We start from the raw sequence: 24462 nt of genomic DNA, 5'->3' as shown, positions 1-24462 counted from the left end.
ACCTCTGCGAGTTCCGCTGGCGTGGCGCCGGCACGGGTTGCTCTGACATCACGATCGTCGTCCGGGGCACTAAGGAGACGCTTGTGCGTTCAGGTCATCCGGTACCGGCCCGGAAGTCCGCGTCGAGAGTCACATGCCCGGGTACGTCCGGCAGTTCGGTCAGCGGATGCCTGAACTCGACGGTGCCGTCCGGCGATTCGGCGGCCCGCCCGAAGCCGAGCGACGGGTAGAAGTCGCGCACCTTGTGGTTCTTCGCGGTGGGCCGGTAGCCGGCGCGTACCTCGGCCGCGCCCGAGTCCGCCGCGTGCGCCAGCAGCGCGGCGACGGCGGCCTGCTCGATGCCGCGGGCGAACACCCGGCAGCTGAGCAGCATGTTGTCGATGCGCAGGGCCGCGTCCTCCCGGTGTGCGAACAGGGCGCCGACGACCCCGTTGTCGCCGAAGCGGTCGCGGGAGCGCACGGCCAGCACCAGATGGTCCGGCGAGTCGAGCCGTTCGCGGACGTCGGGAGCCTGGAGCCGGCGGGTGGTGAGGTTGAACTGGTTGGTGCGCAGGGTGATCTGGGCGATCCGGACCACCTCGTGGTCGCGTACCGGGGCCACCTCGACCCGCACGTCGAGGGCGCGCAGGTACTCCTCCATCGAGCCGGCGGCCCGCCGGAGGTCCTGCCGTTCCGCCTCCTGGCGGTACTGCACGGCGCGGCCCCGGTCCTCGGCGGTCAGTTCCCGCACGTCGAACCAGCCGTCGGCGAGCAGCCGGTCGATGTGCAGCGCCGGTTCCTCGTCCAGCGCGATCACGGCGACCTCGGGGAGCGTGGCGGCGACGAGTCCGCGTTCGAAGGGCGAGTCGTCGGCGAAGACGAAGCTGTCGGTGCCGAGATTGAGGCGGGCGGCGATGGCGCGGATGGCGCCGTCCTTGGGTTCCCAGTCGGCGCTGATCCGCACGAAGTCCGCCTCGCGCAGGGTCATGTCGGGATGGTCGCGGAGCACGTCGAGCACCGGCCCAAGGTCGTTCTTGCTGCACACCGCGAGCAGGACGCCCTGGCTGCCGATCTGCTTGACCACCCGCTGGAACCGGCCGAAGGCCGCGCCGCGGTAGGTGGTGGCGGCGGCGATGCCGTCGGGTCCGTCGTCGCCGAGGATGCCGTCCCAGAGGGTGTTGTCGAGGTCCAGGACGAGCACCTTCTTGGCCCTGCCGCGCAGGGTGCGCAGCAGATGGCCCGTGTGCCGCGCGTATCCGGCGAGCACCTGCTCGCCCAGGTGCACCTGGGCGTAGGCGGCGAGCCGCGGATCGCGGACCGGTCCGCCGTCGGCAATCAGCGGCTCCAGGTCGACGACGTGCAGCCGCGGGTGAGCGGCGGCCAGCCGCAGCAGGCCGATATTGAACTCCCGCCAGACGATGGACAGTTCGGTGCGGGAGCGGTGGTCGACCAGTTGCCGGGTGTGTTGGGACAGCAGCGGCAGGGTGTTGAGTACGAGCGTGCCGGTGCCGCGTTCGTCGTAGCGGGCGGTGAGCCGGTCGAGGAGTTCGAGTGTGCCGGCGGTGGCCTCGGCGACGTCCTCCACCCGCCAGGGCAGCGGCAGTTCGTCGAAGACGAGCTGGGCGTCGAGCAGGCACAGGGCGAGTTCGGTGCCGGGCGCGTACAGGTGGCTGCCGGTGTCCCGCAGGTCGCGCAGCCAGGCGTCGTGGTCGGCGGCGCTCAGCCGCAACGGGATGCCGTGGCGGGCGAGTTCCGCGGTGAGCGGTGCGGTCAGCGCGTCCAGGGTGCCGTGTCCGGTGACGGCGACGGTGGCGGGCACGACGCCCGGGTGCGCCTCCACGATGTCCTCGGGGGCGACCTTGGCGAGCAGCCGGCCCGCGCGGGACAGCTGGGCGAATCCGTCGTCCGGCTGCGCGAGTTCGGCGAGCAGTCCGGGCACCGCCGGGTACTCGGCGGCGAGGCGTCGCTCGCCGTACAGTGCGCGCAGCCGGTCGAGGGGGCTCGCGGGGCCGGTGCGCTCCGGGTCGGATGTCGTCACTGCTGTGCTCACGGTCGGTTCGCCTCTCTGCGGGGGCGGGCGGGCGCTTGGGAGCTTGTGCCCCGGCCCTAAAGACGGGCTTGCGCCCAGGGCGCGGTCGGGGTGCCGGCCGGGCCGTGCGCAGCGCCCGCAAGAGCTGCTTTAGGCGGGCTGCGGACCATCGGTGGAGGATGACTCCTTCGGAAAGGCAGCACCGATGACGACAACTGAGCTGACCGCAGACGTGTGTGTGGTCGGAGGAGGTCCGGCGGGGCTGACCCTGGCCGTGGAACTCGCCAGGCGTTCGGTCTCCGTCGTGGTTGTGGAGCAGAGCGGTCACTTCGACCGGTCGTTCCGGGGCGAGTCGGTCTCCCCCGACTCGGTGTGGCTGCTCGACAGGCTGGGCGTCCTCGGCCGGCTGGGCGGCGCCTGCCAGCAGATGCACAGGATGGAGATCGTCGACTCCGGCAGCACGGTGCTGCGCGCCGACTTCCGCCGCTTCCCGTACCCGCACCCCTATCCGGTGGAGCTGCCCCAGCCTGCGCTGCTCTCGGCCCTGGCGGCGCTCGGGCAGGAGGAGCACCCGGACCACTTCACCCTGGTGCGCCGGGCGACGGTCACCCGGCTGCTGCGCGCGGACGGCGAGCGCGGCCCGGTCACGGGGGTGACGGCGCGCACCCCGGAGGGCGAGCTGACGGTGCGCGCGGCGCTCACGGTGGCGGCGGACGGCCGGTTCAGCAAGGTCCGCGAGATGTCCGGGCTGTCGTACACGAAGCTGCCGCTGGACCGTGACGTGGTGTGGCTGAAGCTGCCGTTCCCCACCGAGTGGGACGACCGTACGTACCGGATCCGGATCCGCGGCGACCAGCACGGGCTGTTCATCCCGACCCACCCGGACAGTGTGCGCGTCGGCTTCAACATCCCGAAGGGCGGACTGAAGGAGCTGCGCGCCGAGGGTCTGCCCGCGCTGTACGAGCGGCTGGACCGGCTCGCTCCGGAGCTGGCCGGGTCGGTGCGCTCGGAGATCCGGTCCTGGTCCGACACCTCGATGCTGGACATCTTCACCACGGTGGTGCCGCGCTGGTCCATGCCGGGTCTGGTGCTGATCGGCGACGCGGCGCACACGCTGACGCCGATCCTCGGGCAGGGTGTCAATCACGCGATCATCGACGGGGTGACGCTGGCTCCGCTGCTGCGCGAGGCGTTCGACGCGGGCGGGGACGAGGGGGCGCTGCTGGCGGCGGGTGCCCGGTTCCAGCGGGCGCGGGAGGAGTCGGTCGCCATGTCGCGCGGTCTGCAACTGCGCCAGGAGCGGCTGTTCGCGTTGCACGGCGCCGGCGGTGTGGTACGCCGCTCGCTGTACCGGGTGGTCGACCGCAGCCAGCGGCTGAAGGAGCGGGTACTGGGAGGCGCGTACTTCCAGTTGCAGCGACCGGGACCGCATGTCGTGGAGGCGCAGTCCCCGACCGCCCGGGTCTGACCAACGGCTCGGCACCCCGGACCCGTTCCATACACGCCAAGGCCCCGGCCCGTACGAACCGCACGGACCGGGCCCTCAACCGGCCCCGCCACCACAACCGACCGCCCGCCGAGACCGGGCGGTCAACGCATCGGATCAACGAAGCGATCCACCACCCAGCCCCACGGCGCCCGGACCAACGGAGCCGAACGTCGGCTGAACGCCACCACACCCGGATCGGGCCGCCACCCGGTCCGCCACCCAGCCCGGGCCGGCGGACCGGGCACCGCCAACACCCAGCCCACCAACCGAACCGCCACCCACCCACCGCCGGCCGGGCGTCGGCGTGTCCGGGCCGGCGGGTCGGGCCGGCGGGTCGGGTCGGCGGGCTGGCGTCAGTCGGTGGTGGGGTGTCACCAGGTGACGGGGAGGCGGGTCAGGCCGTGGACCATCATTCCGGTCGTCAGCTCCAGGGCCTCGACGTCCTCCGCGAGCCGCAGACCGGGGAACCGGTCCAGCAGCGAGGCGATGACGATCTGCAGCTCAGCTCTGGCCAGCGCGGCGCCCACGCAGAAGTGCGGGCCGTGGCCGAACGCGACGTGGTGGACGGCCTCGGGCCGGGTGGGGTCGAACTCGTCGGCCTCGGCGCCCGGGAAGCGCGTGGGGTCCTGGTTGGCGGAGCACACCGCCGCCAGCACCGCGCTGCCCTTGGGGATGACGGTGCCGCCGATCTCCACGTCTTCCAGGGTGATCCGCAGCGGGCCGCCGTCACCGATCGGGTTGACGCGCAGCAGTTCCTCGACGGCGTGGTCGATCATCTCGGGGTGCTCGCGCAGCGTGGCCAGGTGCTCCGGGTGGCGCAGCAGGGTCAGCACGATCTTGCCGATCATGCTGACGGTGGTCTCGTGACCGGCGACGAGGATGGTCGCCGCCATGACGATCAGCTCGAACTCATTGAGGCTGCCCTCTTCGTCGTGGGCGGCGACGAGCGCCCCCATCAGGTCGTCCGTCGGCTCCTCCCGCTTGCGCTTGACGAGTGCCGCCAGGTACTCGATCATCTGCTGGCGCTGGGCGGCGGTCTCCTCCGGGGTGTGCGCGGTCAGCGAGACAAAGGCGTCGGACCACTCGCGGAAGCGGTCGCGGTCCTCGAAGGGGACACCGAGCAGTTCGCAGATCACCATCACCGGCAGCGGAAAGGCCAGCGCCGTGTTGAGGTCGACCGGCCCGCCCTGCTTCTCCATCGCGTCGAGGAGTCCGTCGGTGAGTTCCTGGATCCGCGGCCGCATGTTCTGCACACGGCGGGCGGTGAACTCCCGGGAGACGAGCCTGCGCAGCCGGGTGTGCTCGGGCGGGTCCGTGGTGAACAGGCTGCCCGGCACCGGAGGCGTGCTGGTCAGCTGGGGCGCCTCGGGTGCGATGGTGGCGGCCCGGCTGAACCTGGCGTCGGCGAGCACGGTGCGCACATCGTCGTAGCGGGTCACCACATAGCCCTCGTCGCCGCTGGGCAGCCGGACCTGGGCGACGGGGCACTTGGCCCGCAACTCCTCGTAGACCGGGGGTACTTCGACGGCCGAAGGGCGGTGGAACGGGTAGTCCATGAGGGGCCTGCCGGTCTGCGGCCCGCCGTGCGTCGTGTCCGTCGTTTCCATGCGTCTCCTCCGGCAACAGGTGCTCAGCGGTTACTTGGGTGCGGTGATGCAAGTGGCAAGTGGCCGCCGCGCGGCGCGAGGCGCGGTCGGGAACCCGGACGAGCCTCGCAGCGAGGGCTTGCGCGGCACCAAAGCGCCCCGCGGGCGTGGGTCAGCGCTGCCTGCCGTCCGCGCCGCGCAGGCCGAACCCGAGGGCCCGGTCGGCGGCGATGTGCACCAGCCAGGCCAGACCGAAGTTGAACAGCGGGACGGCGACGGCCGAGGAGTCCGGGATCAGACAGGTGAGCATGACGACGACGGCGACGACGGGCCGGTGCAGCAGGTTGTAGAGGGGAACGGCCCTGCGCGGCATCCGGCCGTGCTCGTGCGGGCCGGTGAGCCCGGCGAGGAAGGAGAGGTCGGGTACGACGACACCGGCGAGGGCGGCGACGATCACCCAGCCGCCGTACTTCGCCGTCTCGAACACCAGCCAGATCAGCAGCAGGGCGGCCAGCACGCCCCAGGCGATGCGGACCTGCGGCGAGGCGGGGCTCCTCGTGGCGCCTTCGGCGGCGTCGTGTGGCACGGGACGTGTTTCCTTTCGCGGGGGTTCGATGGTTCCGTACGGGCTCGGGCGGCACGGCGGTCGTGCGGAGGTGGTCGTGGGAGGGCCGGCGTGCCCGCCGTTCCCCGGTCTTCGGGGCGAACGGAACGCAAGCGGGCGGCGGGGACGCCGCCATGGCCCCGGTATGACGGGTAAATGACCGGTGCGTGAGATTCTCATGACCCGGCCGCCGCGCTCGCGGTGACCGTCCGTCACGCCGCGACCCGCTCCGTGGCGTACCGGCGCGTCAGGGAGGCGAGTTCGGCCAGGAAGGCTCCCTCGTCGGATCTGACGAAGAAGTGCCCGCCGGGCATGGTGCGCAGATCGCAGCCGCGCCCCGCGTGCCGCCTCCAGGCGGCCACCTCGGACACGCCGACCAGCCGGTCCCCGCGTCCCGCGAACAGGTGCAGCGGCACCCGTAGTTGCTCGGCGGGCGTGGCGCGGCTGCGCAGGCACAGCCGCAGGTCGTCGCGGGCCACCGGGAGCAGTGCGGAGAGGAATTCGGGGTGGTCGAGCAGTGTCTGCGGGATGCCGCCGAGTGCCGCCAGGCCGGCGACGAGTTCCGCGTCCCCGGCGTCCGGATCGGCGATCGGCGGGGCCGGCAGGTGCGGGGCGCGGTAGGCGCTCAGCACGAGTGCCCGGGGCAGGGCCGCGCCGCGCCGCTGCCGCCGCCGGGCGAGCGCGTACGCGATGAGCGCCCCCATGCTGTGTCCGTAGAGGATGTGGGGTGCGGACAGCTCCTCGTCGAGCTGCGCGTCCATGTCGTCGATGAGGGCGTCCAGATCGGTGAACCTGGGTTCGGCGAACCGTTCCTCGCGGCCGGGCAGTTGTACGGGCATCACCCGTACCCCGGCGTCGTGGGCGTCGAGGCCGCGCTGCCATCGCCGGTACGCCGAGGCTCCGCCGCCCGCGTACGGGAAGCAGAACAGCCGTGTCGCGGGGCCCGGTTCGTCGTCCGGGCGCTTCCGGGACAGATATCGCGTCATGGTGCTCCGTCTCGGTTCCGTCCAGGGGTGAGCGGGCCGGCCGGGTCCGTGCTGCGACGAGGGGTGGGCCGGGCCCGGCCGACGCGGCCCCACGGTGCCCCGGCCCGCTAAAAGGCCGCCAAACTCGGCACGGTGAGGTCGAGCCGGGGGTCGGCGGCCAGGATCGCCCGGTGCAGTTTCTGCAGGCGCAGTGAGGGTTCTATGCCCAGCTCCTGACTGGTCGACGCGCGTAGCTTTCGAAAGATCTCAAGCGCCTGCCACGAGCGTCCGCACCGGTAGAGCGCCAGCATCAGCAGCGCGTGCAGACTCTCCTGGAGCGGGAAACGCTCGGTGAGCGCGAGGAGTTCACCGATCACCTCGGCGTGCCGGCCGAGTCGCAGATCGGCGGTGATGCGTCCCTCCAGCGCGGAGCGCCGCGCCTCCTCAAGCCGCAGCAGTTCGACGCGGAGCGCCGGTCCGATGCGTACGTCGGCGAGGACCGGCCCGCGCCACATGGCGAGCGCCTCGCCCAGCAGCTTCGCGGCGGTCTCGTCGTCGCCGCCCTCCAGGGCCCGCAGGCCGCGGCCGCTGAGCTGCTGGAAGAGGTCGGCCTCCAGGACGGGCGCCGGCATGTTCAGCGCGTACCCGGCGTAGCTGCGGCTCAGCACCTCTTTCGGCGCGCATTCGTGCTCCGGTCCCAGGGCGTGCCCGATGGCCCGGCGCAATTGCTTGACGTAGGTCTGCACCACTCCCGCGGGCCCGCTGGGGGGTCTGGACTCCCACAGCTCCTCCGTCAGGGTCGCCACGTTGACGTCCCCTCCCGCGTTGACCGCCAGCAGCGCGAGCAGCTGCCGCGGCTTGGCCGCGCTCGGCACCACGGAGGTGCCGTCGATGCTCACCACGAGCGGCCCGAGAACCCCGATCTCCATGCCACTGCTCCTTCCGCCTGCCGGAACACTGACACGTTGTCGGCTACAACGACACTTAGCCGATCATGATTTCGGCCGGGAATCTGGCTGCCCCGGGGTATGAAATTTTCATGGTCGCGGTTTTGCGCGGCCTCCTTTAAGCGATGCTCCAGGGCGAGCGGTGACCCTGGGCGCCGACGGCTGCCGTCCCAGGGCGGCCACGGGACCGGCTGGGAAGGAGAGGAGCGGTATGAGGCTGAGGTTCTGGCTCGGCAGGGCCGGCGCCGGTGCGTTGAAGCTGCTCATCCAGCTCGGCGCCTTCTCCGTCGGACCGCTGCCCGGCGTCCACTACGCCGACCCCGGCCCGGACTCCGACCGCCCGGACCCCGACCGCCCGGGGCGTGACGCCGAGCCGCCGGCAGCCCCGTACACGCCCCCGGCCTGGCATCCGGAGCGGCGGTGCACGACACCGCCGAGCCGGCTGGAGCGGGAGCTGTGGGCCGGACTCGGCATCGACGTGAAACGGACCGGAGGCTAGCGACCGCCCACCGTGCCGCGCTGCCTCCGCGGGGCAGGGGGACGTAACGCCGCGAGGGCGCAGCGGGACCGGCCGGCCCTGGCAGGCGGCGTACCTACTCCACGGCCAGGGCCGCGCACCGGCGTGCCTGAGTGGCGAGCGCCGCCACCTCTGGTGTCCGTTCGAAGACAGGACGGTTCCAGTCTCCGGTGATCGCCACGTCGGTGCGCGGGTCGACCGGGCGTACATCTGCGAGAGCCTTGGTGATGCGTTGCGGCTCGGGGACGGCAGAACCCGCCCGGGTGCGGTCCAGCTGCAAGGTGCCGACGACGCGCAGCAGTCCGCGCTCGCGCAACGCCTTGTACCGTCGCCGGACGGTCGTCTCGTTCACGCCCACCCAGCGAGCCACCGCGTTCCAGCGGGCACGACCGTTGAGCTGGAGAGCCGCGATCACACGGCGGTCCAGCTCGTCAATGGTGTCCGTCAGAACTCGGTGGTCCATGACGCCGGACGCTAACCAGCAGTTTTCGGCCCGCCAATGAAGGAATACGGCGTGGACGGAGGTGAGGCGGAGGTGCTCCGGCGGCCGCGAGGGCCACGGTGAGGACAACGGCACTGATCCGATGCCACCGACGAGATCTCGCCACGGGTGACGGATTTCACCGCCCCCGCGTCCGAAAATGTTCAGCACGGCTTCACCGGAACACGGCCCTCCGAAGGGGCTCCGGTCCCCAACCGGTCCCCAAAAACGATCAAAGGGCGGTTTCGGATTGCTCCGAAACCGCCCCTGATCTGCGACTTCAAAAAGTCGGGACGACAGGATTTGAACCTGCGACCCCTTGACCCCCAGTCAAGTGCGCTACCAAGCTGCGCCACGTCCCGGTGCGCTCGCGGGTGTGACCCGTGTGAGCGCGCGTGGAGCACTTTACCCCAATCACCGGGTCGCGCCGAAAGCGGCGCCGGGTGCGGCCGGGCCGGTGGGGGACAATCGGCGTATGGGAAGCACGGGCGCATCATCGGGAGGCCCGGCCGGCACCCGGGACCGGGACAGCGCGGGCCGGGCCCGCAACGCACGGCCCCGGGACGGTCTTGGGCGGCCCCTGCCGTACGGCACGGACGGCGTGGCGCGCCAGCCCGAAGGGATCGTGCGCACACCGTCGCAGACGGTCACCGAGGCGCAGGAACTGCTGGACGCGGGCAGGCCCTTCCATGCGCACGAGGTCTTCGAGGACGCCTGGAAGTCCGGGCCCGGGGACGAGCGCACGCTGTGGCGGGGCCTGGCCCAGCTGGCGGTGGGGCTCACCCATGCGGCCCGGGGCAATGCCACCGGCGGGCCGCGGCTGCTGCGGCGGGGCGCGGCTGCGGTCGAGGAGTGGGCGGCACACAGCGGGCGGCAGCAGCCGTACGGGCTGGACGTCGCCGGGCTCGCGAGCTGGGCGCGCGACCTGGCGGGCGCGGTGGAGCGGGACGCGGAGCCCGTCGACGCCGCCGCGCGGGCGCCCCGGCTGCGCGGGCGGCAGGCGTCCTGAGCAGGTCCGGTGAAGTCCGCTGCGGTTCGACAGCGCTCTGAAGGGGCGCGGGGAACTGCGCGACCGGCCACGACGGTGCCGCAGACGACCGACGGCACATCGCAGCATGTCCAGCGGAGCGCTCGGCGCCCGGTGGGACAGGGTGCGGGCACGGTCGGGGGCATGCATGGGGCAGACTCGGGGGGTGCGAAGGATTCTTGTCATCGGTATCGGCGCGGGCGACCCGGAGCAGCTGACCCTGCAGGCGGTCCGGGCGCTGCGCGGCACGGACGTGTTCTTCCTCCTCGACAAGGGCGAGGTGAAGAGCGATCTGACCCGGGTGCGCCGGGAGATGCTGGACGCGCATCTGCCGCCGGGGACGTACCGGCTGGTGGAGGCGCGCGACCCGGAGCGGGATCGGGGCGCGGGCGGCGCGGCGTACTCGCCGGCCGTCGGTGAGTGGCGCAGCGCACGTGCCGACGTCTACGAGCGGCTGATCGCCGAGGAGTTGGGCGAGGACGAGACCGGGGCGTTCCTGGTGTGGGGGGATCCCGCGCTGTACGACAGCACGCTGGGGATCCTGGAGGAGGTGCTGGCCCGGGGCGCCGTGGCCTTCGCCCACGAGGTCGTGCCGGGCATCAGCAGTGTCTCGGCGCTCGTCGCCCGGCACCGCACCGGCCTGAACCGGGTGGCCCGGCCCGTGCAGATCACCACCGGGCGGCGGCTGGCCGAGGGCTTCCCCGAGGGCGTGGACGACGTGGTGGTGATGCTCGACGCCCAGCAGGCGTTCCGGCGGTACGCCGGCGAGGACATCGACATCTACTGGGGTGCCTATCTGGGCACTGCGGACGAGATCCTGGACTCCGGTCCGCTCGCGGAGGCCGGTCCGCGCATCGAGCGGCTGCGCGCCGAGGCCCGTGCCCGCAAGGGCTGGATCATGGACACGTATCTGCTGCGCCGCCATCCGCGCGACCGCTGACGACCCCGTACCGCGGGATCCGGTGTTGCGGCCGGCTCAGGGCGTCGGGCGTGGCGGGGTGCGGCCCAGCCGTTCCAGTACGGCCGCGACGTCGGGCACCGCGGTCACTCCGGCCGGCAGCGGCGGCCTGCGTACGACGACCACGGGCAGGCCGAGCGTGCGGGCGGCCGTCAGCTTGGCGGCCGTGGCCGCTCCCCCGCTGTCCTTGGTGACCAGCACGTCGATCCGGTGCCGGCGCAGCAGCGCCGTCTCGTCGGCCGCCGTGAACGGGCCCCGCGCGAGGAGGACTTCGGCGTGCGGCGGCAGCGGCGGCTCGGGCGGCTCAACGGACCGTACGACGAGGTGCACGCCGGCGAGGTGGGCGAAGGCGGCCAGACCGAGGCGGCCGGTGGTCACAAAGGCCCGGCGGCCGAGGCCGGGCAGCGTGTCCGCGGCGGCGGCCAGGGAGGCCACCAGGTGCCAGCGGTCGCCGTCGCCGGGCTGCCAGCCCGGGCGGCGCAGCACCACCAGCGGCACCCCGGTCGCCGCCGCGGCCCGCGCCGCGTTGGCGGTGATCCGGGCGGCGAAGGGGTGCGTGGCGTCGACGACGGCGGTCACCCGCCGCTCGGCGAGCCATGCGGCCAGCCCCTCGGCCCCGCCGAACCCTCCGGTGCGGACGTCCCCGGCCACCGGCGCCGGCCGGGTCACCCGCCCGGCCAGTGACACGGTGACCCGGACACCGGGGACGGACGCGAGTTCACCGGCGAGCAGGCGCGCCTCTGCGGTACCACCGAGGATCAGGACGTGTGGGGACATGGGGTGAGCGTACGGGGTCGCGGGTCGCCGCCGCCCCGACGTACAGGACCGCGGATCACCACCGCCCCGACGTACGGGGCGGGTCGCAGCCGTCCGGGCGTGCGATCCGGGCATCCAGGCGTACGGCGCCGACCCCCGGGCGTGCGGCGCGGGCATCCAGGCCGTGGGGCAGGCGTCCGGGCCCTGGGTGTGGTCGGGATGTGGTGATCGGGGTACCTGGCCGGTATGGAGACCGGTTCGACGTCCGTGCGTGCCGTGCTGATCGACATCGACGGGGTGCTCACCGTCTCGTGGCGGGCCCTGCCCGGCGCGGTGGCGGCGCTGCGGGAGATCCGCGCGGCCGGGCTCGGCGTCGCGCTCGTCACCAACACGACGTCCCGGACGCGGGCCTCGATCGCCACGGCCCTGGGCGAGGCCAGTTTCGCGGCGGGCGCCGAGGACGTGCTCACCGCGCCCGCCGTCACCGCGAAGCATCTCGCCGAGCACTTCCCCGGGGCCCGCTGCGCCCTTCTGAACAGCGGGGACGTCCGGGAGGACCTGGAGGGCGTGCGGCTCGTCGACGAGAACGACGAGAACGACGAGAACGACGCGAACGACGAGAACGACGAGAACACGAGCCCGGACGTGGTGGTCGTGGGCGGCGCAGGACCGGAGTTCGGCTACGCGGCGCTCAACCGGGTCTTCGGGCACCTCCAGCGGGGTGCGCGGCTGGTGGCGATGCACCGCAATCTGTTCTGGCGCACGGACCGCGGTCTCCAGCTGGACACGGGTGCTTTCCTGCTGGGCCTGGAGCGGGCGGCGCGCACCGAGGCGGTGGTGACCGGCAAGCCGTCGCCGGCGTTCTTCGCGGCGGCGCTGGCCCGGCTGGGGGTGGGCGCGGACCGGACGCTGATGGTGGGCGACGACATCGAGTCGGACGTGCTGGCGGCGCAGCGGGCCGGGATCAGCGGGGTGCTGGTCCGCACGGGCAAGTACCTGCCCGAATCGCTCGCCGCGGCGAGCGGCACCCCGGACCACGTGCTGGACTCGTTCGCCGACCTGCCCGCGCTCCTCGGACTGCGCGGATAGCGGTCGGCGTCAGCGCAGCAGCAGTTGCACGCCGCCCACGACCGTCGCCGCGATCACCAGGCGCTCGAACAGTCGCTGGTTGATCCTGCCCACGGCCCAGGTGCCGAGGAACGCGCCGGGCACGACGAACACGACGAGCGCGGCGTCGAGGAGCAGCGAGTGGCCGTCGATCAGTCCGAGGCCGACGCTGAAGGGGACCTTGGACACGTTCACGATCAGGAAGAAGAACGCCGACGTGCCGAGGAAGCCCAGCTTCCGAAAGCCCGCCGACAGCAGGTACATCGACATCACCGGGCCGCCCGCGTTGGCGACCATGGTGGTGAAGCCGCCGAGGACGCCGTACGAGCGGGCCTTGACGCGGCCCGCCCGGCCGGTGTCCGGCTCGGGCGCCTCCTCGGTGCCGGACCGGCGCCGCCGCCAGAGCGTGACGGCGGCCATCAGCAGCAGGATCGCGCCGATCGAGGTCCGTACGATCCCGTCGTCGGCCCACATCAGGAACAGCGTGCCGAGGACCACACCGGCCGCGACGGCGGGGAACAGCCGCCACAGCGTGGGCCAGTGGGCGTGCCGCCGGTAGGTGGCGACGGCGAGCAGATCGCCCGCGATCAGCACCGGGAGCAGTACGCCGGTGGAGGCGCGGGCGGGCAGCACCGCCGCGAAGACGGCGAGGCTGACCGTGTTGGCGCCGCTCACCGCGGTCTTGGAGAAGCCGACCAGGAGCGCCGCGAAGGCCAGGGCGGCGAACTCCCAGCCTGATATGTGCCAGAGCGTCATCGTGTTCATGCGGTCACCGATGTTATGCCCACGCATCCGGGCCGGGTCGAGCGCGGGTACGTCGGCGACCAGCCGGCGGATGACGGCCGCCGCGAGGCCGTCGGGCCGCACGGAGGCCTGGGCTCCGCGCAGCCTGCCGATGGGGGTGCGGCGGGCGGCCGCGAAGTGGACGGGGCGCGTGGCTGGGCTCCCGACCGTCGACGCTGGTGACCGGCGGACTCTGGCCCGGCGCCCGGGCCGCTGGGAAGATCTCCCCGTACCCGCACCGAGGCACCCGGAGGTCCCATGGCCCACGCCCGCGAGCATGTCCTGACCGGCGTCCGGGGCGCGATCAGCGCACGCGAGTGGCCGCACCCGGCGCCGCGCCGCCTCGTCCTCCTGGTACACGGTTACGGCGAACACATCGGCCGCTACGAACGGCTCGCCGACGTCCTGTCCGTGCACGGCGCGGCCGTGTACGGGCCCGACCATGCGGGCCACGGCAGATCGGCGGGCGAGCGCGTGCTGATCGAGGACTTCGAGGACGCGGTCACCGATCTGCACGCCGTGGCGGACCTCGCCAGCGCCGCGCATCCCGGGCTGCCGCTGGTCGTGCTCGGCCACTCCATGGGCGGTCTGATCGCCGCCCGCTACGTGCAGCGCCACCCCGCCGAGCCCGCCGCGCTCGTGCTGTCCGGACCGGTGATCGGCGCCTGGGAGCTGCCCGGGCGGCTGCTGGCCCTCGACGAGATCCCGGACACCCCGGTCAGCCCGGCGGCACTCTCCCGCGATCCCGCCGTGGGCGCCGCGTACGCCGCCGATCCGCTGGTGTGGCACGGCCCGATGAAGCGGCCGACGCTGAGCGCGTTCGCCCGCACCCTGGAGACCGTGGCCGCGGGCGGTGCCGTCGGCCGGCTCCCCGTGCTGTGGCTGCACGGCGCCGAGGACCGGCTGGTCCCGCCGGCCGGCAGCCGGCCCGGCGTGGCACGGCTGAGCGGCGGCACGGCGACCGAGCGGATCTACGCCGGGGCCCGGCACGAGGTCTTCAACGAGACGAACCGGACCGAGGTCTTCACGGACCTCCTCGGCTTCCTGGACACCGCGCTGCCGGCCTGAGCCGTACCGGGAACCGCCTCGGGCGTCCTATTCCCGGGACAGTCCCGATCATCGGGCGGCAGAATGACGGCGAACCACCCCGGATAAGAAGGGCAATGACGTGAGCGAGGGGCACCCCCCTGCGGACGGGCCGGTGAGGCTGAACACCTCCGTGGCCCACAACGCGCGGGTCTGGAACTACTGGATCGGCGGCAAGGACAACTACGAGGTCGACCAGCAGGTCGGCGAGCATGTCGCCGGGCTGTTCCCGGTGATCCGGGCGGTCGCGCGCGCGGACCGGGAGTTCCTGGGGCGGGCGGTCCGGTTCCTGGCCGAGGAGCGCGGGGTGCGGCAGTTCCTCGACATCGGCACCGGGCTGCCGACCGTGAACAACACCCATGAGATAGCGCAGCGGATCGTGCCCGAGTCACGGATCGTGTACGTCGACAACGACCCGATCGTGCTGGCGCACGCCCGCACCCTGCTCACCAGCAGCGCCGGGGGCGTCACCGACTACATCGACGCCGATGTGCGCGACCCGGAAGCGATCCTGCGGCGGGCCGCCGAGACCCTGGACCTGTCGCGGCCGGTCGCGGTGATGATGCTGGGCATCCTGAACTTCGTGCTCGACGCGGACGAGGCGCGCGACATCGTGCGCCGGGTCATGGCGGCGGTGCCCTCCGGCAGCTTCCTCGCGCTGACCCACCCCACCTTCGACGCCGAGTTCGGCGGCGCGGGCAACGTGGCCGCCATGGAGTTCTGGAACGAGAACGCCACACCGCCCATCATCGCCCGCGCGAAGAACGAGGTCGCCGCCTTCCTCGACGGACTCGACCTGCTCGAACCGGGCCTGGTGCCGTGCTCGCAGTGGCGCGCCGGACCCGACTCCCCCGCGGCGGTGCCCCAGTTCGGCGCGGTGGCCGTGAAACCCTGACCCACGGACCGGACCGCCGAGCCCGTCATGGAGGACGTATGACCACGCTGGCCGACCCCGTGCCCGGTGGGCGTCCCGGCGACGTGGAGCGGGCCGTGGCCCGCGCCGCCGAGCTGACCGGCCGGGGCGTCCACGGGATCGTGCTGGCCTACGTCGACACGGCGGGCGTGGGCCGGGTCAAGACGATCCCGACGGCGCGGCTCGGCGACGCGGCGGCCTGGGGCGTCGGCATGTCACCGGTCTTCGACACGTTCCTGGCCGACGACTCGATCGTCACCACCGACGTCCTCGGTTCCCCCGACGGCGATCTGCGGCTGTACCCGGACCTGGACCACCTGGTGGAGCTGGCCGGCCAGCCCGGCTGGGCCTGGGCGCCGGTGGACCGGATCACCCAGGAGGGCGAGCCGCATCCCGGGTGCGGCCGCACCTTCCTGCGCCGGGTCGTCGCGGACGCCGAGGCCCGGCTCGGCGTCACCGTCCGGGCGGCCGTCGAGATCGAGTGGAGTGTCGCCCTGGACTCGGCGCCCGAGGGTGCGTTCGTGCCCGCGGTGTCCGGCCCGGCCTACAGCGCCACCCGGCAGGTCGAGCTGAGCGACTGCACCGCCGATCTGCTGGCCGCGCTCGCCGCGCAGGGCGTGGCCGTCGACCAGGTCCATCCGGAGTACGCGGCCGGGCAGTTCGAGGTGTCGGTCGGCGCGCTCGACCCGGTGGCGGCGGCCGACCGGAGTGTACTCGTGCGGCAGACCGTCCGGGCGGTGGCGCGGCGGCACGGACTGCGGGTGTCGTTCGCCCCGGCCGTGCTCGCCACCGGCGTCGGCAACGGCGGTCATCTGCATCTGTCCTGCTGGCGAGGCGGGGTGAACCTGCACGCGGGTGGCACGGGCCGGTACGGCATGACGGGCGCCGCGGAGTCGTTCACGGCCGGGGTGCTGGCCCGGCTGCCCGCGCTGACCGCGGTGACCGCGCCGAGCCCGGCCAGCTATCTGCGGCTGCGGCCCGCCCAGTGGGCGGGCGTGTTCACCTGCTGGGGCCGGGAGACCCGGGAGGCGGCGCTGCGGGTCGTCACCGGCATGGCGGGCCGCCGGGAGCGGGAGGCCAATCTGGAGGTGAAACCGGTCGATCTGGCCGCCAACCCGTATCTCGCGCTCGGCTGTGTCATCGCCGCCGGTCTCGACGGCCTCGCCGCCGCGGCCCCGCTGCCCGAGGAGATCACCGGGGACCCGGCCCGGTTCGACGCCGACGAGGCCGCCGCCCGGGGCGTGCGACGGCTGCCGACCACGCTCACGGCGGCGGCCGAGGCGTTCTGCGCCGACCGGGTGCTGCGCGCCGCGCTGGGGCCGGTCCTGGCCGACGCGGTGACCGCGGTCCGCCTCGGGGAGGCCCGCCGCGTCGACGGCCTCGACGACGCGCAGGTGGCGGCGGCCTACCGCTGGCGGTACTGACGATGGGCGCGGTCCAGGAAGCCCTCGCCGGACTGCCGTTGGTGGACCACCACTGCCACGGCGCGGTCACCGCCCAGCTCGCCCCGGCCGAGTTCGAGTCGCTGCTCACCGAGGGCGAGGCCCGGCCCGGCAGCGGGATCTCCCCCTTCGACACCCCGGTCGGCACGGCCGTGCGCCGCCACTGCGCCCCCCTGCTCGACCTGCCCCGGCACGCGCCCGCCGCCGACTATCTGGCCCGGCGCACCGCCCTGGGCTGGGCGGAGGTCAACCGGCGCTTCCTGTCCGCGGCGGCGGCCGGGGCGTTCTGCGTCGACACCGGGTACGCCCCGCGTCCCCTCACCTCCCCCGCCGAGCTGGCCCGGGCCGCGGGCGCGACGGCGTACGAGGTGGTGCGGCTGGAGGCGGTCGCCGAGACGGTGGCCCGTGAGGGTGTCGAACCGGGCGAGTACGCACGCGTGTTCCGCGCCGCCGCCGAGCGTGCGGTGCGCCGGCCGGGCGTGGTCGCGGTGAAGTCGGTGGCCGCCTACCGCACCGGCTTCGCCCTGGATCCGGCCCGGCCCGCGGACGCGGAGGTGACCGCCGCGGCCCGGCGCTGGCTCGCGGCGGGCGGCCCGCTCACCGACCCGGTGCTGGTACGGCAGCTGCTGTGGACCGCGGTCGACCTGGGGCTGCCGCTGCAGTTGCACACCGGGTTCGGCGACGCCGACCTGCGGCTGCACCGGGCCGACCCCGCCCTGCTGACGGACTGGCTGCGCCTGACCCGGGGCACGGTGCCCGTGCTGCTGCTGCACTGCTGGCCCTACCAGCGCAACGCCGCTTATCTGGCGGCGGTGTTCGAGCAGGTGTACCTGGACGTCGGACTGGCCCTGCACCACGCGGGACCGGCCCGGTCCCGGGCGATCCTGGAGGAGGCACTGGAGATCACTCCGTTCCGCAAACTGCTGTACAGCTCCGACGCGTACGCTCTGGCCGAGCTCCACCACCTCGGCGCGCTGTGCTTCCGGCAGGGGCTCGCCGCGCTGCTCCAGGACCGGGTGGACGCGGACGAGCTGAGCCTGCCCGACGCCCTGCGGATCGCCGCCTGGACGGGCCGGGACAACGCCCGCCGCCTGTACGGACTGCCCTCACCCGACCCCGCCCGCGACTGAGCGCGCACCACACCGGAAAGTATGATCAAGCCATGTCTGACATGACCGAAACCACGCCCGGCTGGCTGACCAGCGACGAGCTGGAGATGGCGCGTGCCCGCATGCCGATCCTGTACGTCGAGGCCGTGCCCGTGCGCGTGGACGACAGCGGCGAAGTCATCAGTGTCGGTCTGCTGCTGCGCATCGGGCCGGACGGCACGGTCAGCCGCACCCTGGTCTCCGGCCGGGTCCTGCACCACGAGCGGGTGCGCGACGCCCTGCTGCGAAATCTGGAGAAGGACCTCGGGCCGGTGGCACTGCCGCGGGTGCCGGCCTCGCTCCAGCCGTTCACGGTCGCCGAGTACTTTCCGACGGCGGGGATCACCCCGTACCACGACCCGCGGCAGCACGCGGTGTCCCTCGCCTACGTCGTCCCGGTGACCGGGGACTGCCGGCCCCGGCAGGACGCGCTGGACCTGGTGTGGTTCACGCCGCAGGAGGCCGCGTCCGAGGCGGTGCACAGCGAGATGCCCGGCGGGCACGGGGCGCTGCTGAAGCAGGCCCTCGCCCATGTCGGCCAGGTGTCCTGACCTCCTGCGGTCCGTGGTTCGTCCCGTGGTCCTCAGTGCGGGTCGGCCTGGGGCGGGACGGCGTCGAGGAAGCCGCCCGACTGGTGCTGCCACAGCTTGGCGTACGCGCCGTCCGACGTGAGCAGTTCCTGGTGGGTGCCCTGCTCGACGATCCGCCCGCGGTCGAGCACGATCAGCCGGTCCATGGAGGCGACCGTGCTCAGCCGGTGCGCCACGACCAGCGCCGTCCGCCCTTCCATGAGCCGCCACAGCGCCTCCTGGACGAGGATCTCGCTCTCCGAGTCGAGGGCGCTGGTCGCCTCGTCCAGCAGCAGGATCGGCGCGTCCCGCAGGATCGCCCGCGCGAGGGCGACCCGCTGGCGCTGACCGCCGGACAGCTTGACGCCGCGCTCGCCCACCATGGTCCGGAAGCCGTCGGACAGCGCGTCGGCGAACTCCGTGACGTGCGCCGCCTCGGCGGCGCGGCGGATCTCGGCGTCGGTGGCGCCGGGCCTGGCGAAGGCGATGTTGTCCCGCAGCGAGCGGTGGAACATCGCCGGGTCCTGCGGCACGTAGGCGATCAGGCTGCGCAGGTCCGCCTGGCGCAGCCGGTTGATCTCCCGGCCGCCGATCAGGATCCGGCCGGAGTCGATGTCCGTCATCCGCAGCAGCAGCCGGGTGAGCGTGGTCTTGCCACCGCCGGACCGGCCGACGAGCCCGACCTTCGTCCCGCTGGGCACGGTCAGGTCCAGGCCCTTGAACAGCGGCTCGGCGCCCGCGTGGGCGAAGCTCACCCGCTCGAACCGGATGTCGGTGGGGCGGGTCGGCAGCGGCTGCGGCGACCGGGGGTCGAGCACGGTCGGCGACGTCCGCAGCAGTTCGGTGAACTGCGCCGCCTCCGTCATGGAACTCTCCAGGCGGCGGTAGATCTGATTGAACTCGAACATGATCCGGGTCGCGTTGGTGTAGTACGTGAAGGCGACGACGACGGCCTCCACTCCGTGCTCGCCACCGCCGAGCGCGACCGCGAGCAGCAGGCCGAGCGCGTTGGTGAGCACGGACATCGGTGCGACGAGGGTGTCGATGCGCAGATTGCCGTAGTCCCACGACCGCAGGGTGAGCCGGCGGGACACGGCGACGCGGGAGCGGTGCTCGGCGGCCTCCCGTTCCTCGGCGGCGAACGCCCGGACGGTGTCCATGTTCATCAGGCTGTCGGCGACGTGTCCGGACACCCGGGCGATGGCCTCCTCGCGTTCGTCGACGAGGGCCTGGCGGCGGCGGATCAGGGGCACCACACACACCGCGGTGAGCGCGATCATCGTCAACAGGCCGACGACGAGCAGCGGTTCGTAGCGCCACAGGACGACCGAGCCGAACGCCAGCGGTACGAAGCTGCCGACGACGTTGAAGGTGAGTGTGTCGACGAACTCCTCGAAGCGGGAGGCGAAGCTCAGCACCCGTTTGGTCAGCGATCCGGCGAAGTTGTCGTGGAAGAACGCGGCGTCCTTGGCGAACAGTTCGTCCATGCCGACGACGTACAGGTGCTCGATGCCGAGGGCGTCGAGACGGTTGAGGCAGTGCAGTCCGATCCGCCACAGCGTCTCCGCGAGCAGCAGTACGCCGGCGAAGCCGAGGACGTACGGCAGCACCGAGCCGACGGCGGTTTCGGGGTCGTCCGCGAGGTCGGCGACGAGCTTGGCGACGATCAGCGGCGCGATGTAGGCGATGCCGATGTTGCCCAGCGCCGGCAGCAGCATCGCGGGCGCCGTGAGCCGTCGCAGTCGGGCCAACTCCCGTCCGTAGTAACGAAGTGCGAGGAGCACCGAGCCCCTGCGCCGAGGATTCCCACGCGATTCAGGCGTCTGCATCCCAACCCTGTGGTGTCGTAGGGCGGCCCGCGCCCGCACATGACCGACGACGGCCACCTGCGGTACGGGCGAACAGGACGGGCAGTGTCCCGCGGGCGCTCGCACGCAGTCCACGTGTTTTCCCACCCGACGACCCGAACCGGCCGACGACGGAGCCCATGTGACGACCCGGCTCAAGTGGACCCGGCTCAGGTGGGGTTCGGCTCCGCTGGGGCCGGGCTCGTGGAACCGGTCCCGCGTGCCGAGTCCCGCCACAGAGCGCGCCCCTGCTCCTCCCGGTCGGCCAGCCACGCCGTCTCCAGTTCCCTCGCCAGTTCCTCGTAGGACAGGCCGAAGGCGTACAGCGCCTCCAGGTCCTGGCGCGCGGTGATGTGGCGGCCGGACAGGGCATCGCCGATCAGGGTGGAGCCGGCGTTGGTGGGGAGCGCGGGGCGGCTGAGGGCGTGCACCACTCCCCAGGCGACGAGGTGGTCGGCGTAGCGGACCGGTCCGGCCGGTTCCAGATCCGTCCACACGAGGTGCGGCAGCCGCGCACCCTGCGCGGCGAGCCGCTGCCAGCGCGGCGCGCTCATCGCCTGCTCGTGCAGGTGGTACACGACACGGGCGTGGGCGCGGGCCGCCTCACCCGTCGGGTAGCGGGCGGCGGCGAGCCCCTGCTCGCGCAGCCGACGGTCCACCAGGGCGTCGACAGGGGCGATGGGCAGCGACACCGCCGAGCAGATGCGGTGCAGCGCGCGGCCCGCCCGCCGTGCCTGCTCAAGTCCCGCGCACAGCGCTGCGAAGACCTGCTCGTACCGCATGGCGCTGAACACCGGTGTGACGTCGACGCCGATGCCGTCGGCGACCAGGGCGCTGACCGTCTCCAGACTGCCGGGCGTGCCCGGGATCTTCAGCAGCAGATTGGAACGGTCGACGGCCCACCACAGGGCCCGCGCCTCCTGAGCCGCGGAACGGCCGGGCCCGGCCGGCGGCAGATCGGCCGAGACCAGGCCCGTCCCGCTGCGGCTGGCCTCGTACAGCGGGAGCAGTGCGTCGCAGGCGGCGCGGGTCGCGTCCGCCGACAGCCGGCGCCAGGCCCGCGCCGGGTCGGCCCCGCCCTCGCGGAGTTCGGCGAGGCGGGCCCGGCCGCCCCCCGCGAGGACGTCGTCGACCGTCCAGGTCACTCCCCCCAGGTCCCAGGCCGCCACGAGGCCGGGCAACTCGCCCTCCGGATCGGGATGATGGAACCCCCGTAGCCAGACGGAAACCCCCTCGGCGCGCAACCGCTTGAGGTGACGGCCGGTCGTGTCACCGGCGTTCATCGAGTGGCCCCTCTTCTCTTGCCTTCCGCGCGAACACCGGGGAGCCGCCTCGCGTTGGCGCTCCGTACATCTCGCGGATCGTGAGGAGCCAGGTTAGGCGGGCCACGGCCGATCGGTGCAGGGGCGGCCCGCCACTTCGTCAGGTCCGCGGCCCCTGGGCCCGGTCGCGGTGCGGGACCTGACGAGGTAACCGCGGCCCTGTGGTTCGGGGTCGGCGCCCCGCACATGCTGCCCACGGACCCTAGTGAAAGGAACCGATTGACGATGTGCGGTCTCGCGGGATGGGTGAGTCTGCGACGTGATCTGACCCGGCACACCGGCATCGCGTCCGCCATGACGCACACCTTGGAGTGCCGGGGCCCCGACGAACACGGGCTGTGGGCCTCCGCACACGCACTGCTCGGGCACCAACGCCTCAGCATCATCGACCTGGAGGGCGGCAAGCAGCCGATGGCCGCCGCGCCGGGCGCACCGGACGCACCGGTCGTCACATACACCGGTGAGATCTACAACTTCCGCGAACTGCGCGGTGAGCTGGAACGCCTCGGGCACCGGTTCCGCACCGCGAGCGACACCGAGGTGCTGCTCCGCTGCTACCTGGAGTGGGGCGAGGACTTCACACAGCGGCTGAACGGCATGTACGCCTTCGCCCTGTGGGACCCGCGCACCGAACGGCTCCTCCTGGTCCGCGACCGGATGGGTGTCAAGCCTCTCTACTACTTCCTCACCGACGACGGCATCCTCTTCGGCTCCGAGCCCAAGGCGATCCTCAGCCACCCGGAGGCCGAGGCCGTCGTGGACGCCGACGGGTTGCGCGAGATGTTCAGCATCGTCAAGACGCCCGGGCACGCCGTGTTCCGCGGCATGCGCGAGGTACGTCCGGCGACCGTCGTGCGGTTCGACGAGAACGGGCTGAGCGAGCACGAGTACTGGCGGCTCACGGCGCGCGAGCACACGGACGACCTGCCCACGACGATCGACCGGGTGCGCGAGCTGCTGGAGGACATCGTCGAACGGCAGCTCGTCGCCGACGTCACCGTGGGCACGTTGCTCTCCGGTGGCCTGGACTCCAGCGCCGTCACCGCGCTCGCCGCCCGCGCCCTGGCCGCCCAGGGCGAACCGCAGCCGCTGCGCGCCTTCTCCGTCGACTTCACCGGACACAGCGAGCGCTTCGAGGCCAACGTTCAGTGGGAGGACCCCGACACCCCGTTCGCGATCGAGGTCGCCCGGCACGTCGGCGCCGAGCATGTCGTCGTCGAACTCGACAGCGACGACGTGCTCGACCCCGAGGTACGGGCCAAGGTGCTGCGCGCGCAGGACCTGCCGGTGTCCACCGGCGACATGGAGTACTCGCTGTATCTGCTGTGCCGCGCCCTCAGGGAGCGGATGACCGTCGCCCTGTCCGGGGAGGCGGCGGACGAACTGTTCGGCGGATACACCTGGTTCCACGACAAGGCGGCCGTCGAGGCCGACACCTTCCCCTGGCACCACCCCTTCGAGCAGGCGGGCGGCATCGGCGCCCTGCGCGACGCCGGCATCTGGGACCGGCTCGGGCTGGGCGAGTACATCAAGCAGCGGTACGCCGAGGCCCTGGCCGAAGTGCCGCGGCTGGACGGTGAGCAGGGCCTGGAGGCCCGGATGCGGGAGGTCGGCTACCTCAACATCACCCGCTGGGAGAACTTTCTGCTCGACCGCAAGGACCGCATGAGCATGGCCGTCAGCCTGGAGGTACGGGTCCCCTTCACCGACCACCGGCTCGTCGACTACGTCTTCAACGTCCCCTGGGCCATGAAGACCCACGACGGCCGTGAGAAGAGCCTGCTGCGCGCCGCGATGCGCGGGATACTCCCGGACTCCGTCCTGGACCGCAAGAAGAATCCCTACCCCTCGACCCAGGACGTGAGCTACGAACTCGCTCTGCGCCGCATGGTGGAGGGCCTGCTCGCCGAGGGCTCCCCGGTGCTCCGGCTGGTCTCGGCCGACGCCGTCCGCAAGCTCCTCGACCGGCCCGTCGGCGCCTATGCGATGGGCGGGCCGTGGAGCGCCCGCGCGGTACTGGAGCGGCTTTTGGAGTTCGACGCCTGGGTCACCCGGTACGGCGTGCGGGTGGAGCTCTGAGCCCGTGACCGTACTCACCGTCTGGTCGGACATCGGCTGTCCCTGGGCCGGGCTGGCGCTGCACACCGTGCGGGCCGCCGCCCGGTCCCGAGGCCACGAGCTGCTGATCGACCACCGGGCCTTCCCGCTGGAGCTGTTCAACGCCGAGCCGACGCCGCGGCACATCGTGGAACCGGAGGTCGTCGTCATCGGGGCCGCGCGGCCCGAACTCGGCTGGCGTCTGTGGGCCGGCCGCGACGCCGCCTATCCGTCCACCACGCTGCCCGCGCTGGAGGCCGTCCAGGCGGCGAAGGATCCGGCGATCGGCGGGCTGCGCGGCTCGGACGCGCTGGACGCCGCGCTGCGGCACGCCTTCTACGCCGAGAGCCGCTGCATCAGCGTCGTCCCGGTGATCCTCGATGTCGCGGCCCGGTGTCCTCAGGTCGACGCGGACGCGCTGGCCGAGGCGCTGGCCCGCGGGTCCGGCCGCGTCGAGGTCTTCGCGCAGTGGCGTGCCGCGCGGGACACCGGCGTGCGGGGCAGCCCGCATCTGTTCGGACCGTACGGCTGGGCCGCGCACAACCCGGGCGTCCGGCTCACCTGGACCGGTGACCCGCAGGCCGGCGGTCTGCCCCGCCTGGAGTCGTTCGACCCCGGCTGGGCCGACACGTTCCTCGACACAGCCGAAACGCAGCCCGACCCCCCACCGCCCCACTGACCCAAGGCAACCCAAACCACAGCCCCACACCCCGACAACCCCACACCACCCCACACCCACCCCACCTGTATCCCCCGTACTTCCGTGTACCCGTCCGGAGCCCGGTGCCTCGGGCGCGTGGGCTCCTCGCC

General features: G+C 72.9%; 21 protein-coding genes, 1 tRNA gene and 1 pseudogene. 12 read left to right on the top strand and 11 right to left on the bottom strand.

Annotated elements, in window-relative coordinates; translation table 11 throughout:
• Positions 1-94: 94 nt before the first annotated feature.
• Positions 95-2029 carry an HAD-IIIC family phosphatase gene (locus ACFYTE_RS03345; protein WP_388704247.1) on the bottom strand — a complete coding sequence of 645 codons (1935 nt, stop codon included), beginning with the start codon at positions 2027-2029 and terminating at the stop codon, positions 95-97.
• Positions 2030-2213: 184 nt separating this feature from the next.
• Between ACFYTE_RS03345 and ACFYTE_RS03340 the strand changes: the two genes are divergently transcribed.
• Positions 2214-3476, top strand: a complete 1263-nt coding sequence (locus tag ACFYTE_RS03340) for an FAD-dependent oxidoreductase (RefSeq protein WP_388704244.1) — start codon at positions 2214-2216, stop codon at positions 3474-3476.
• Between the two features lie 392 nt (positions 3477-3868).
• Here the strand turns inward: ACFYTE_RS03340 and ACFYTE_RS03335 are convergent, their stop codons facing one another.
• The 4 genes from ACFYTE_RS03335 to ACFYTE_RS03320 form a co-directional block, all read right to left on the bottom strand.
• Entirely contained in the window at positions 3869-5104 is a 1236-nt protein-coding gene (locus ACFYTE_RS03335; RefSeq protein WP_388704241.1) for a cytochrome P450, read from the bottom strand.
• A gap of 151 nt (positions 5105-5255) precedes the next feature.
• A complete protein-coding gene (locus ACFYTE_RS03330) occupies positions 5256-5669 on the bottom strand; it encodes a DUF4260 family protein (RefSeq protein ID WP_388704238.1) in 414 nt (137 codons plus the stop codon).
• A 230-nt stretch (positions 5670-5899) separates the two neighbouring features.
• The gene (locus ACFYTE_RS03325; protein WP_388704236.1) at positions 5900-6673 is read right to left on the bottom strand and encodes a thioesterase II family protein; all 774 of its coding nucleotides are present in this window, start codon (positions 6671-6673) and stop codon (positions 5900-5902) included.
• Positions 6674-6780: 107 nt separating this feature from the next.
• Complete coding sequence (locus tag ACFYTE_RS03320; protein WP_388704233.1) at positions 6781-7581, bottom strand: BTAD domain-containing putative transcriptional regulator; 801 nt, start codon at positions 7579-7581, stop codon at positions 6781-6783.
• A 229-nt stretch (positions 7582-7810) separates the two neighbouring features.
• Here ACFYTE_RS03320 and ACFYTE_RS03315 point away from each other — a divergent pair, with 229 nt between their 5' ends.
• A complete protein-coding gene (locus ACFYTE_RS03315) occupies positions 7811-8098 on the top strand; it encodes a hypothetical protein (RefSeq protein ID WP_388704231.1) in 288 nt (95 codons plus the stop codon).
• Positions 8099-8360: 262 nt separating this feature from the next.
• Here the strand turns inward: ACFYTE_RS03315 and ACFYTE_RS03310 are convergent.
• Both ACFYTE_RS03310 and ACFYTE_RS03305 read right to left on the bottom strand, forming a co-directional pair.
• Positions 8361-8579: pseudogene (locus tag ACFYTE_RS03310) on the bottom strand (Lrp/AsnC family transcriptional regulator); the annotation flags it as partial.
• A gap of 306 nt (positions 8580-8885) precedes the next feature.
• Positions 8886-8959: transfer RNA gene (locus ACFYTE_RS03305), tRNA-Pro, on the bottom strand.
• Positions 8960-9072: 113 nt separating this feature from the next.
• On the opposite strand from ACFYTE_RS03305, the gene ACFYTE_RS03300 reads away from it, so the two are divergent.
• Positions 9073-9606, top strand: a complete 534-nt coding sequence (locus ACFYTE_RS03300; RefSeq protein ID WP_388704229.1) for a DUF309 domain-containing protein — start codon at positions 9073-9075, stop codon at positions 9604-9606.
• A 184-nt stretch (positions 9607-9790) separates the two neighbouring features.
• Positions 9791-10564 (top strand): precorrin-6A synthase (deacetylating), encoded by a 774-nt coding sequence (gene cobF / locus ACFYTE_RS03295; protein ID WP_388704227.1) that lies wholly within the window; start codon positions 9791-9793, stop codon positions 10562-10564.
• A 36-nt stretch (positions 10565-10600) separates the two neighbouring features.
• On the opposite strand, the gene ACFYTE_RS03290 is transcribed toward cobF, so the two are convergent.
• On the bottom strand, positions 10601-11359 hold the full coding sequence (locus ACFYTE_RS03290; protein WP_388704225.1) for a cobalt-precorrin-6A reductase: 759 nt from the start codon (positions 11357-11359) through the stop codon (positions 10601-10603).
• 225 nt (positions 11360-11584) lie between these two features.
• On the opposite strand from ACFYTE_RS03290, the gene ACFYTE_RS03285 reads away from it, so the two are divergent.
• Complete coding sequence (locus tag ACFYTE_RS03285) at positions 11585-12427, top strand: HAD-IIA family hydrolase (protein WP_388704222.1); 843 nt, start codon at positions 11585-11587, stop codon at positions 12425-12427.
• A 9-nt stretch (positions 12428-12436) separates the two neighbouring features.
• On the opposite strand, the gene ACFYTE_RS03280 is transcribed toward ACFYTE_RS03285, so the two are convergent.
• The gene (locus tag ACFYTE_RS03280) at positions 12437-13210 is read right to left on the bottom strand and encodes a sulfite exporter TauE/SafE family protein (protein WP_388705149.1); all 774 of its coding nucleotides are present in this window, start codon (positions 13208-13210) and stop codon (positions 12437-12439) included.
• 276 nt (positions 13211-13486) lie between these two features.
• On the opposite strand from ACFYTE_RS03280, the gene ACFYTE_RS03275 reads away from it, so the two are divergent.
• The 5 genes from ACFYTE_RS03275 to ACFYTE_RS03255 all read left to right on the top strand — a co-directional run bounded on the left by ACFYTE_RS03275 (position 13487) and on the right by ACFYTE_RS03255 (position 18368).
• On the top strand, positions 13487-14296 hold the full coding sequence (locus tag ACFYTE_RS03275; RefSeq protein ID WP_388704220.1) for an alpha/beta hydrolase: 810 nt from the start codon (positions 13487-13489) through the stop codon (positions 14294-14296).
• 100 nt (positions 14297-14396) lie between these two features.
• The gene (locus ACFYTE_RS03270) at positions 14397-15209 is read left to right on the top strand and encodes an SAM-dependent methyltransferase (RefSeq protein WP_388704219.1); all 813 of its coding nucleotides are present in this window, start codon (positions 14397-14399) and stop codon (positions 15207-15209) included.
• Between the two features lie 38 nt (positions 15210-15247).
• The gene (locus ACFYTE_RS03265) at positions 15248-16651 is read left to right on the top strand and encodes a glutamine synthetase (RefSeq protein WP_388704217.1); all 1404 of its coding nucleotides are present in this window, start codon (positions 15248-15250) and stop codon (positions 16649-16651) included.
• 2 nt (positions 16652-16653) lie between these two features.
• On the top strand, positions 16654-17799 hold the full coding sequence (locus ACFYTE_RS03260) for an amidohydrolase family protein (protein WP_388704214.1): 1146 nt from the start codon (positions 16654-16656) through the stop codon (positions 17797-17799).
• Positions 17800-17840: 41 nt separating this feature from the next.
• A complete protein-coding gene (locus ACFYTE_RS03255; RefSeq protein ID WP_388705146.1) occupies positions 17841-18368 on the top strand; it encodes an NUDIX hydrolase family protein in 528 nt (175 codons plus the stop codon).
• Between the two features lie 32 nt (positions 18369-18400).
• Here the strand turns inward: ACFYTE_RS03255 and ACFYTE_RS03250 are convergent, their stop codons facing one another.
• Both ACFYTE_RS03250 and ACFYTE_RS03245 read right to left on the bottom strand, forming a co-directional pair.
• Complete coding sequence (locus ACFYTE_RS03250; RefSeq protein ID WP_388704211.1) at positions 18401-20215, bottom strand: ABC transporter ATP-binding protein; 1815 nt, start codon at positions 20213-20215, stop codon at positions 18401-18403.
• A 188-nt stretch (positions 20216-20403) separates the two neighbouring features.
• Positions 20404-21516, bottom strand: a complete 1113-nt coding sequence (locus tag ACFYTE_RS03245) for a transaldolase family protein (protein WP_388704209.1) — start codon at positions 21514-21516, stop codon at positions 20404-20406.
• A gap of 264 nt (positions 21517-21780) precedes the next feature.
• Between ACFYTE_RS03245 and asnB the strand changes: the two genes are divergently transcribed.
• Complete coding sequence (gene asnB, locus ACFYTE_RS03240; protein ID WP_388704205.1) at positions 21781-23634, top strand: asparagine synthase (glutamine-hydrolyzing); 1854 nt, start codon at positions 21781-21783, stop codon at positions 23632-23634.
• Positions 23635-23638: 4 nt separating this feature from the next.
• Positions 23639-24331 (top strand): DsbA family protein, encoded by a 693-nt coding sequence (locus ACFYTE_RS03235; protein WP_388704203.1) that lies wholly within the window; start codon positions 23639-23641, stop codon positions 24329-24331.
• Positions 24332-24462: the final 131 nt, after the last annotated feature.

Source organism: Streptomyces sp. NPDC004629 (genome assembly GCF_042873595.1).
Lineage (GTDB): Bacteria > Actinomycetota > Actinomycetes > Streptomycetales > Streptomycetaceae > Streptomyces.
This window is presented reverse-complemented; position numbering and strand designations above follow the sequence as displayed.

Excerpts from the sequence above, each read along its gene's own strand:
- ACFYTE_RS03260 (WP_388704214.1), top strand. The coding sequence starts at position 16,654 with ATGGGCGCGGTCCAGGAAGCCCTCGCCGGACTGCCGTTGGTGGACCAC.
- ACFYTE_RS03300 (WP_388704229.1), top strand. The coding sequence starts at position 9,073 with ATGGGAAGCACGGGCGCATCATCGGGAGGCCCGGCCGGCACCCGGGAC.
- ACFYTE_RS03265 (WP_388704217.1), top strand. The coding sequence starts at position 15,248 with ATGACCACGCTGGCCGACCCCGTGCCCGGTGGGCGTCCCGGCGACGTG.
- ACFYTE_RS03320 (WP_388704233.1), bottom strand. The coding sequence starts at position 7,581 with ATGGAGATCGGGGTTCTCGGGCCGCTCGTGGTGAGCATCGACGGCACC.
- ACFYTE_RS03315 (WP_388704231.1), top strand. The coding sequence starts at position 7,811 with ATGAGGCTGAGGTTCTGGCTCGGCAGGGCCGGCGCCGGTGCGTTGAAG.
- ACFYTE_RS03280 (WP_388705149.1), bottom strand. The coding sequence starts at position 13,210 with ATGAACACGATGACGCTCTGGCACATATCAGGCTGGGAGTTCGCCGCC.
- ACFYTE_RS03245 (WP_388704209.1), bottom strand. The coding sequence starts at position 21,516 with ATGAACGCCGGTGACACGACCGGCCGTCACCTCAAGCGGTTGCGCGCC.
- ACFYTE_RS03290 (WP_388704225.1), bottom strand. The coding sequence starts at position 11,359 with ATGTCCCCACACGTCCTGATCCTCGGTGGTACCGCAGAGGCGCGCCTG.
- ACFYTE_RS03255 (WP_388705146.1), top strand. The coding sequence starts at position 17,841 with ATGACCGAAACCACGCCCGGCTGGCTGACCAGCGACGAGCTGGAGATG.
- asnB (WP_388704205.1), top strand. The coding sequence starts at position 21,781 with ATGTGCGGTCTCGCGGGATGGGTGAGTCTGCGACGTGATCTGACCCGG.
- ACFYTE_RS03285 (WP_388704222.1), top strand. The coding sequence starts at position 11,585 with ATGGAGACCGGTTCGACGTCCGTGCGTGCCGTGCTGATCGACATCGAC.
- ACFYTE_RS03340 (WP_388704244.1), top strand. The coding sequence starts at position 2,214 with ATGACGACAACTGAGCTGACCGCAGACGTGTGTGTGGTCGGAGGAGGT.
- ACFYTE_RS03335 (WP_388704241.1), bottom strand. The coding sequence starts at position 5,104 with ATGGAAACGACGGACACGACGCACGGCGGGCCGCAGACCGGCAGGCCC.
- ACFYTE_RS03275 (WP_388704220.1), top strand. The coding sequence starts at position 13,487 with ATGGCCCACGCCCGCGAGCATGTCCTGACCGGCGTCCGGGGCGCGATC.
- ACFYTE_RS03325 (WP_388704236.1), bottom strand. The coding sequence starts at position 6,673 with ATGACGCGATATCTGTCCCGGAAGCGCCCGGACGACGAACCGGGCCCC.
- ACFYTE_RS03250 (WP_388704211.1), bottom strand. The coding sequence starts at position 20,215 with ATGCAGACGCCTGAATCGCGTGGGAATCCTCGGCGCAGGGGCTCGGTG.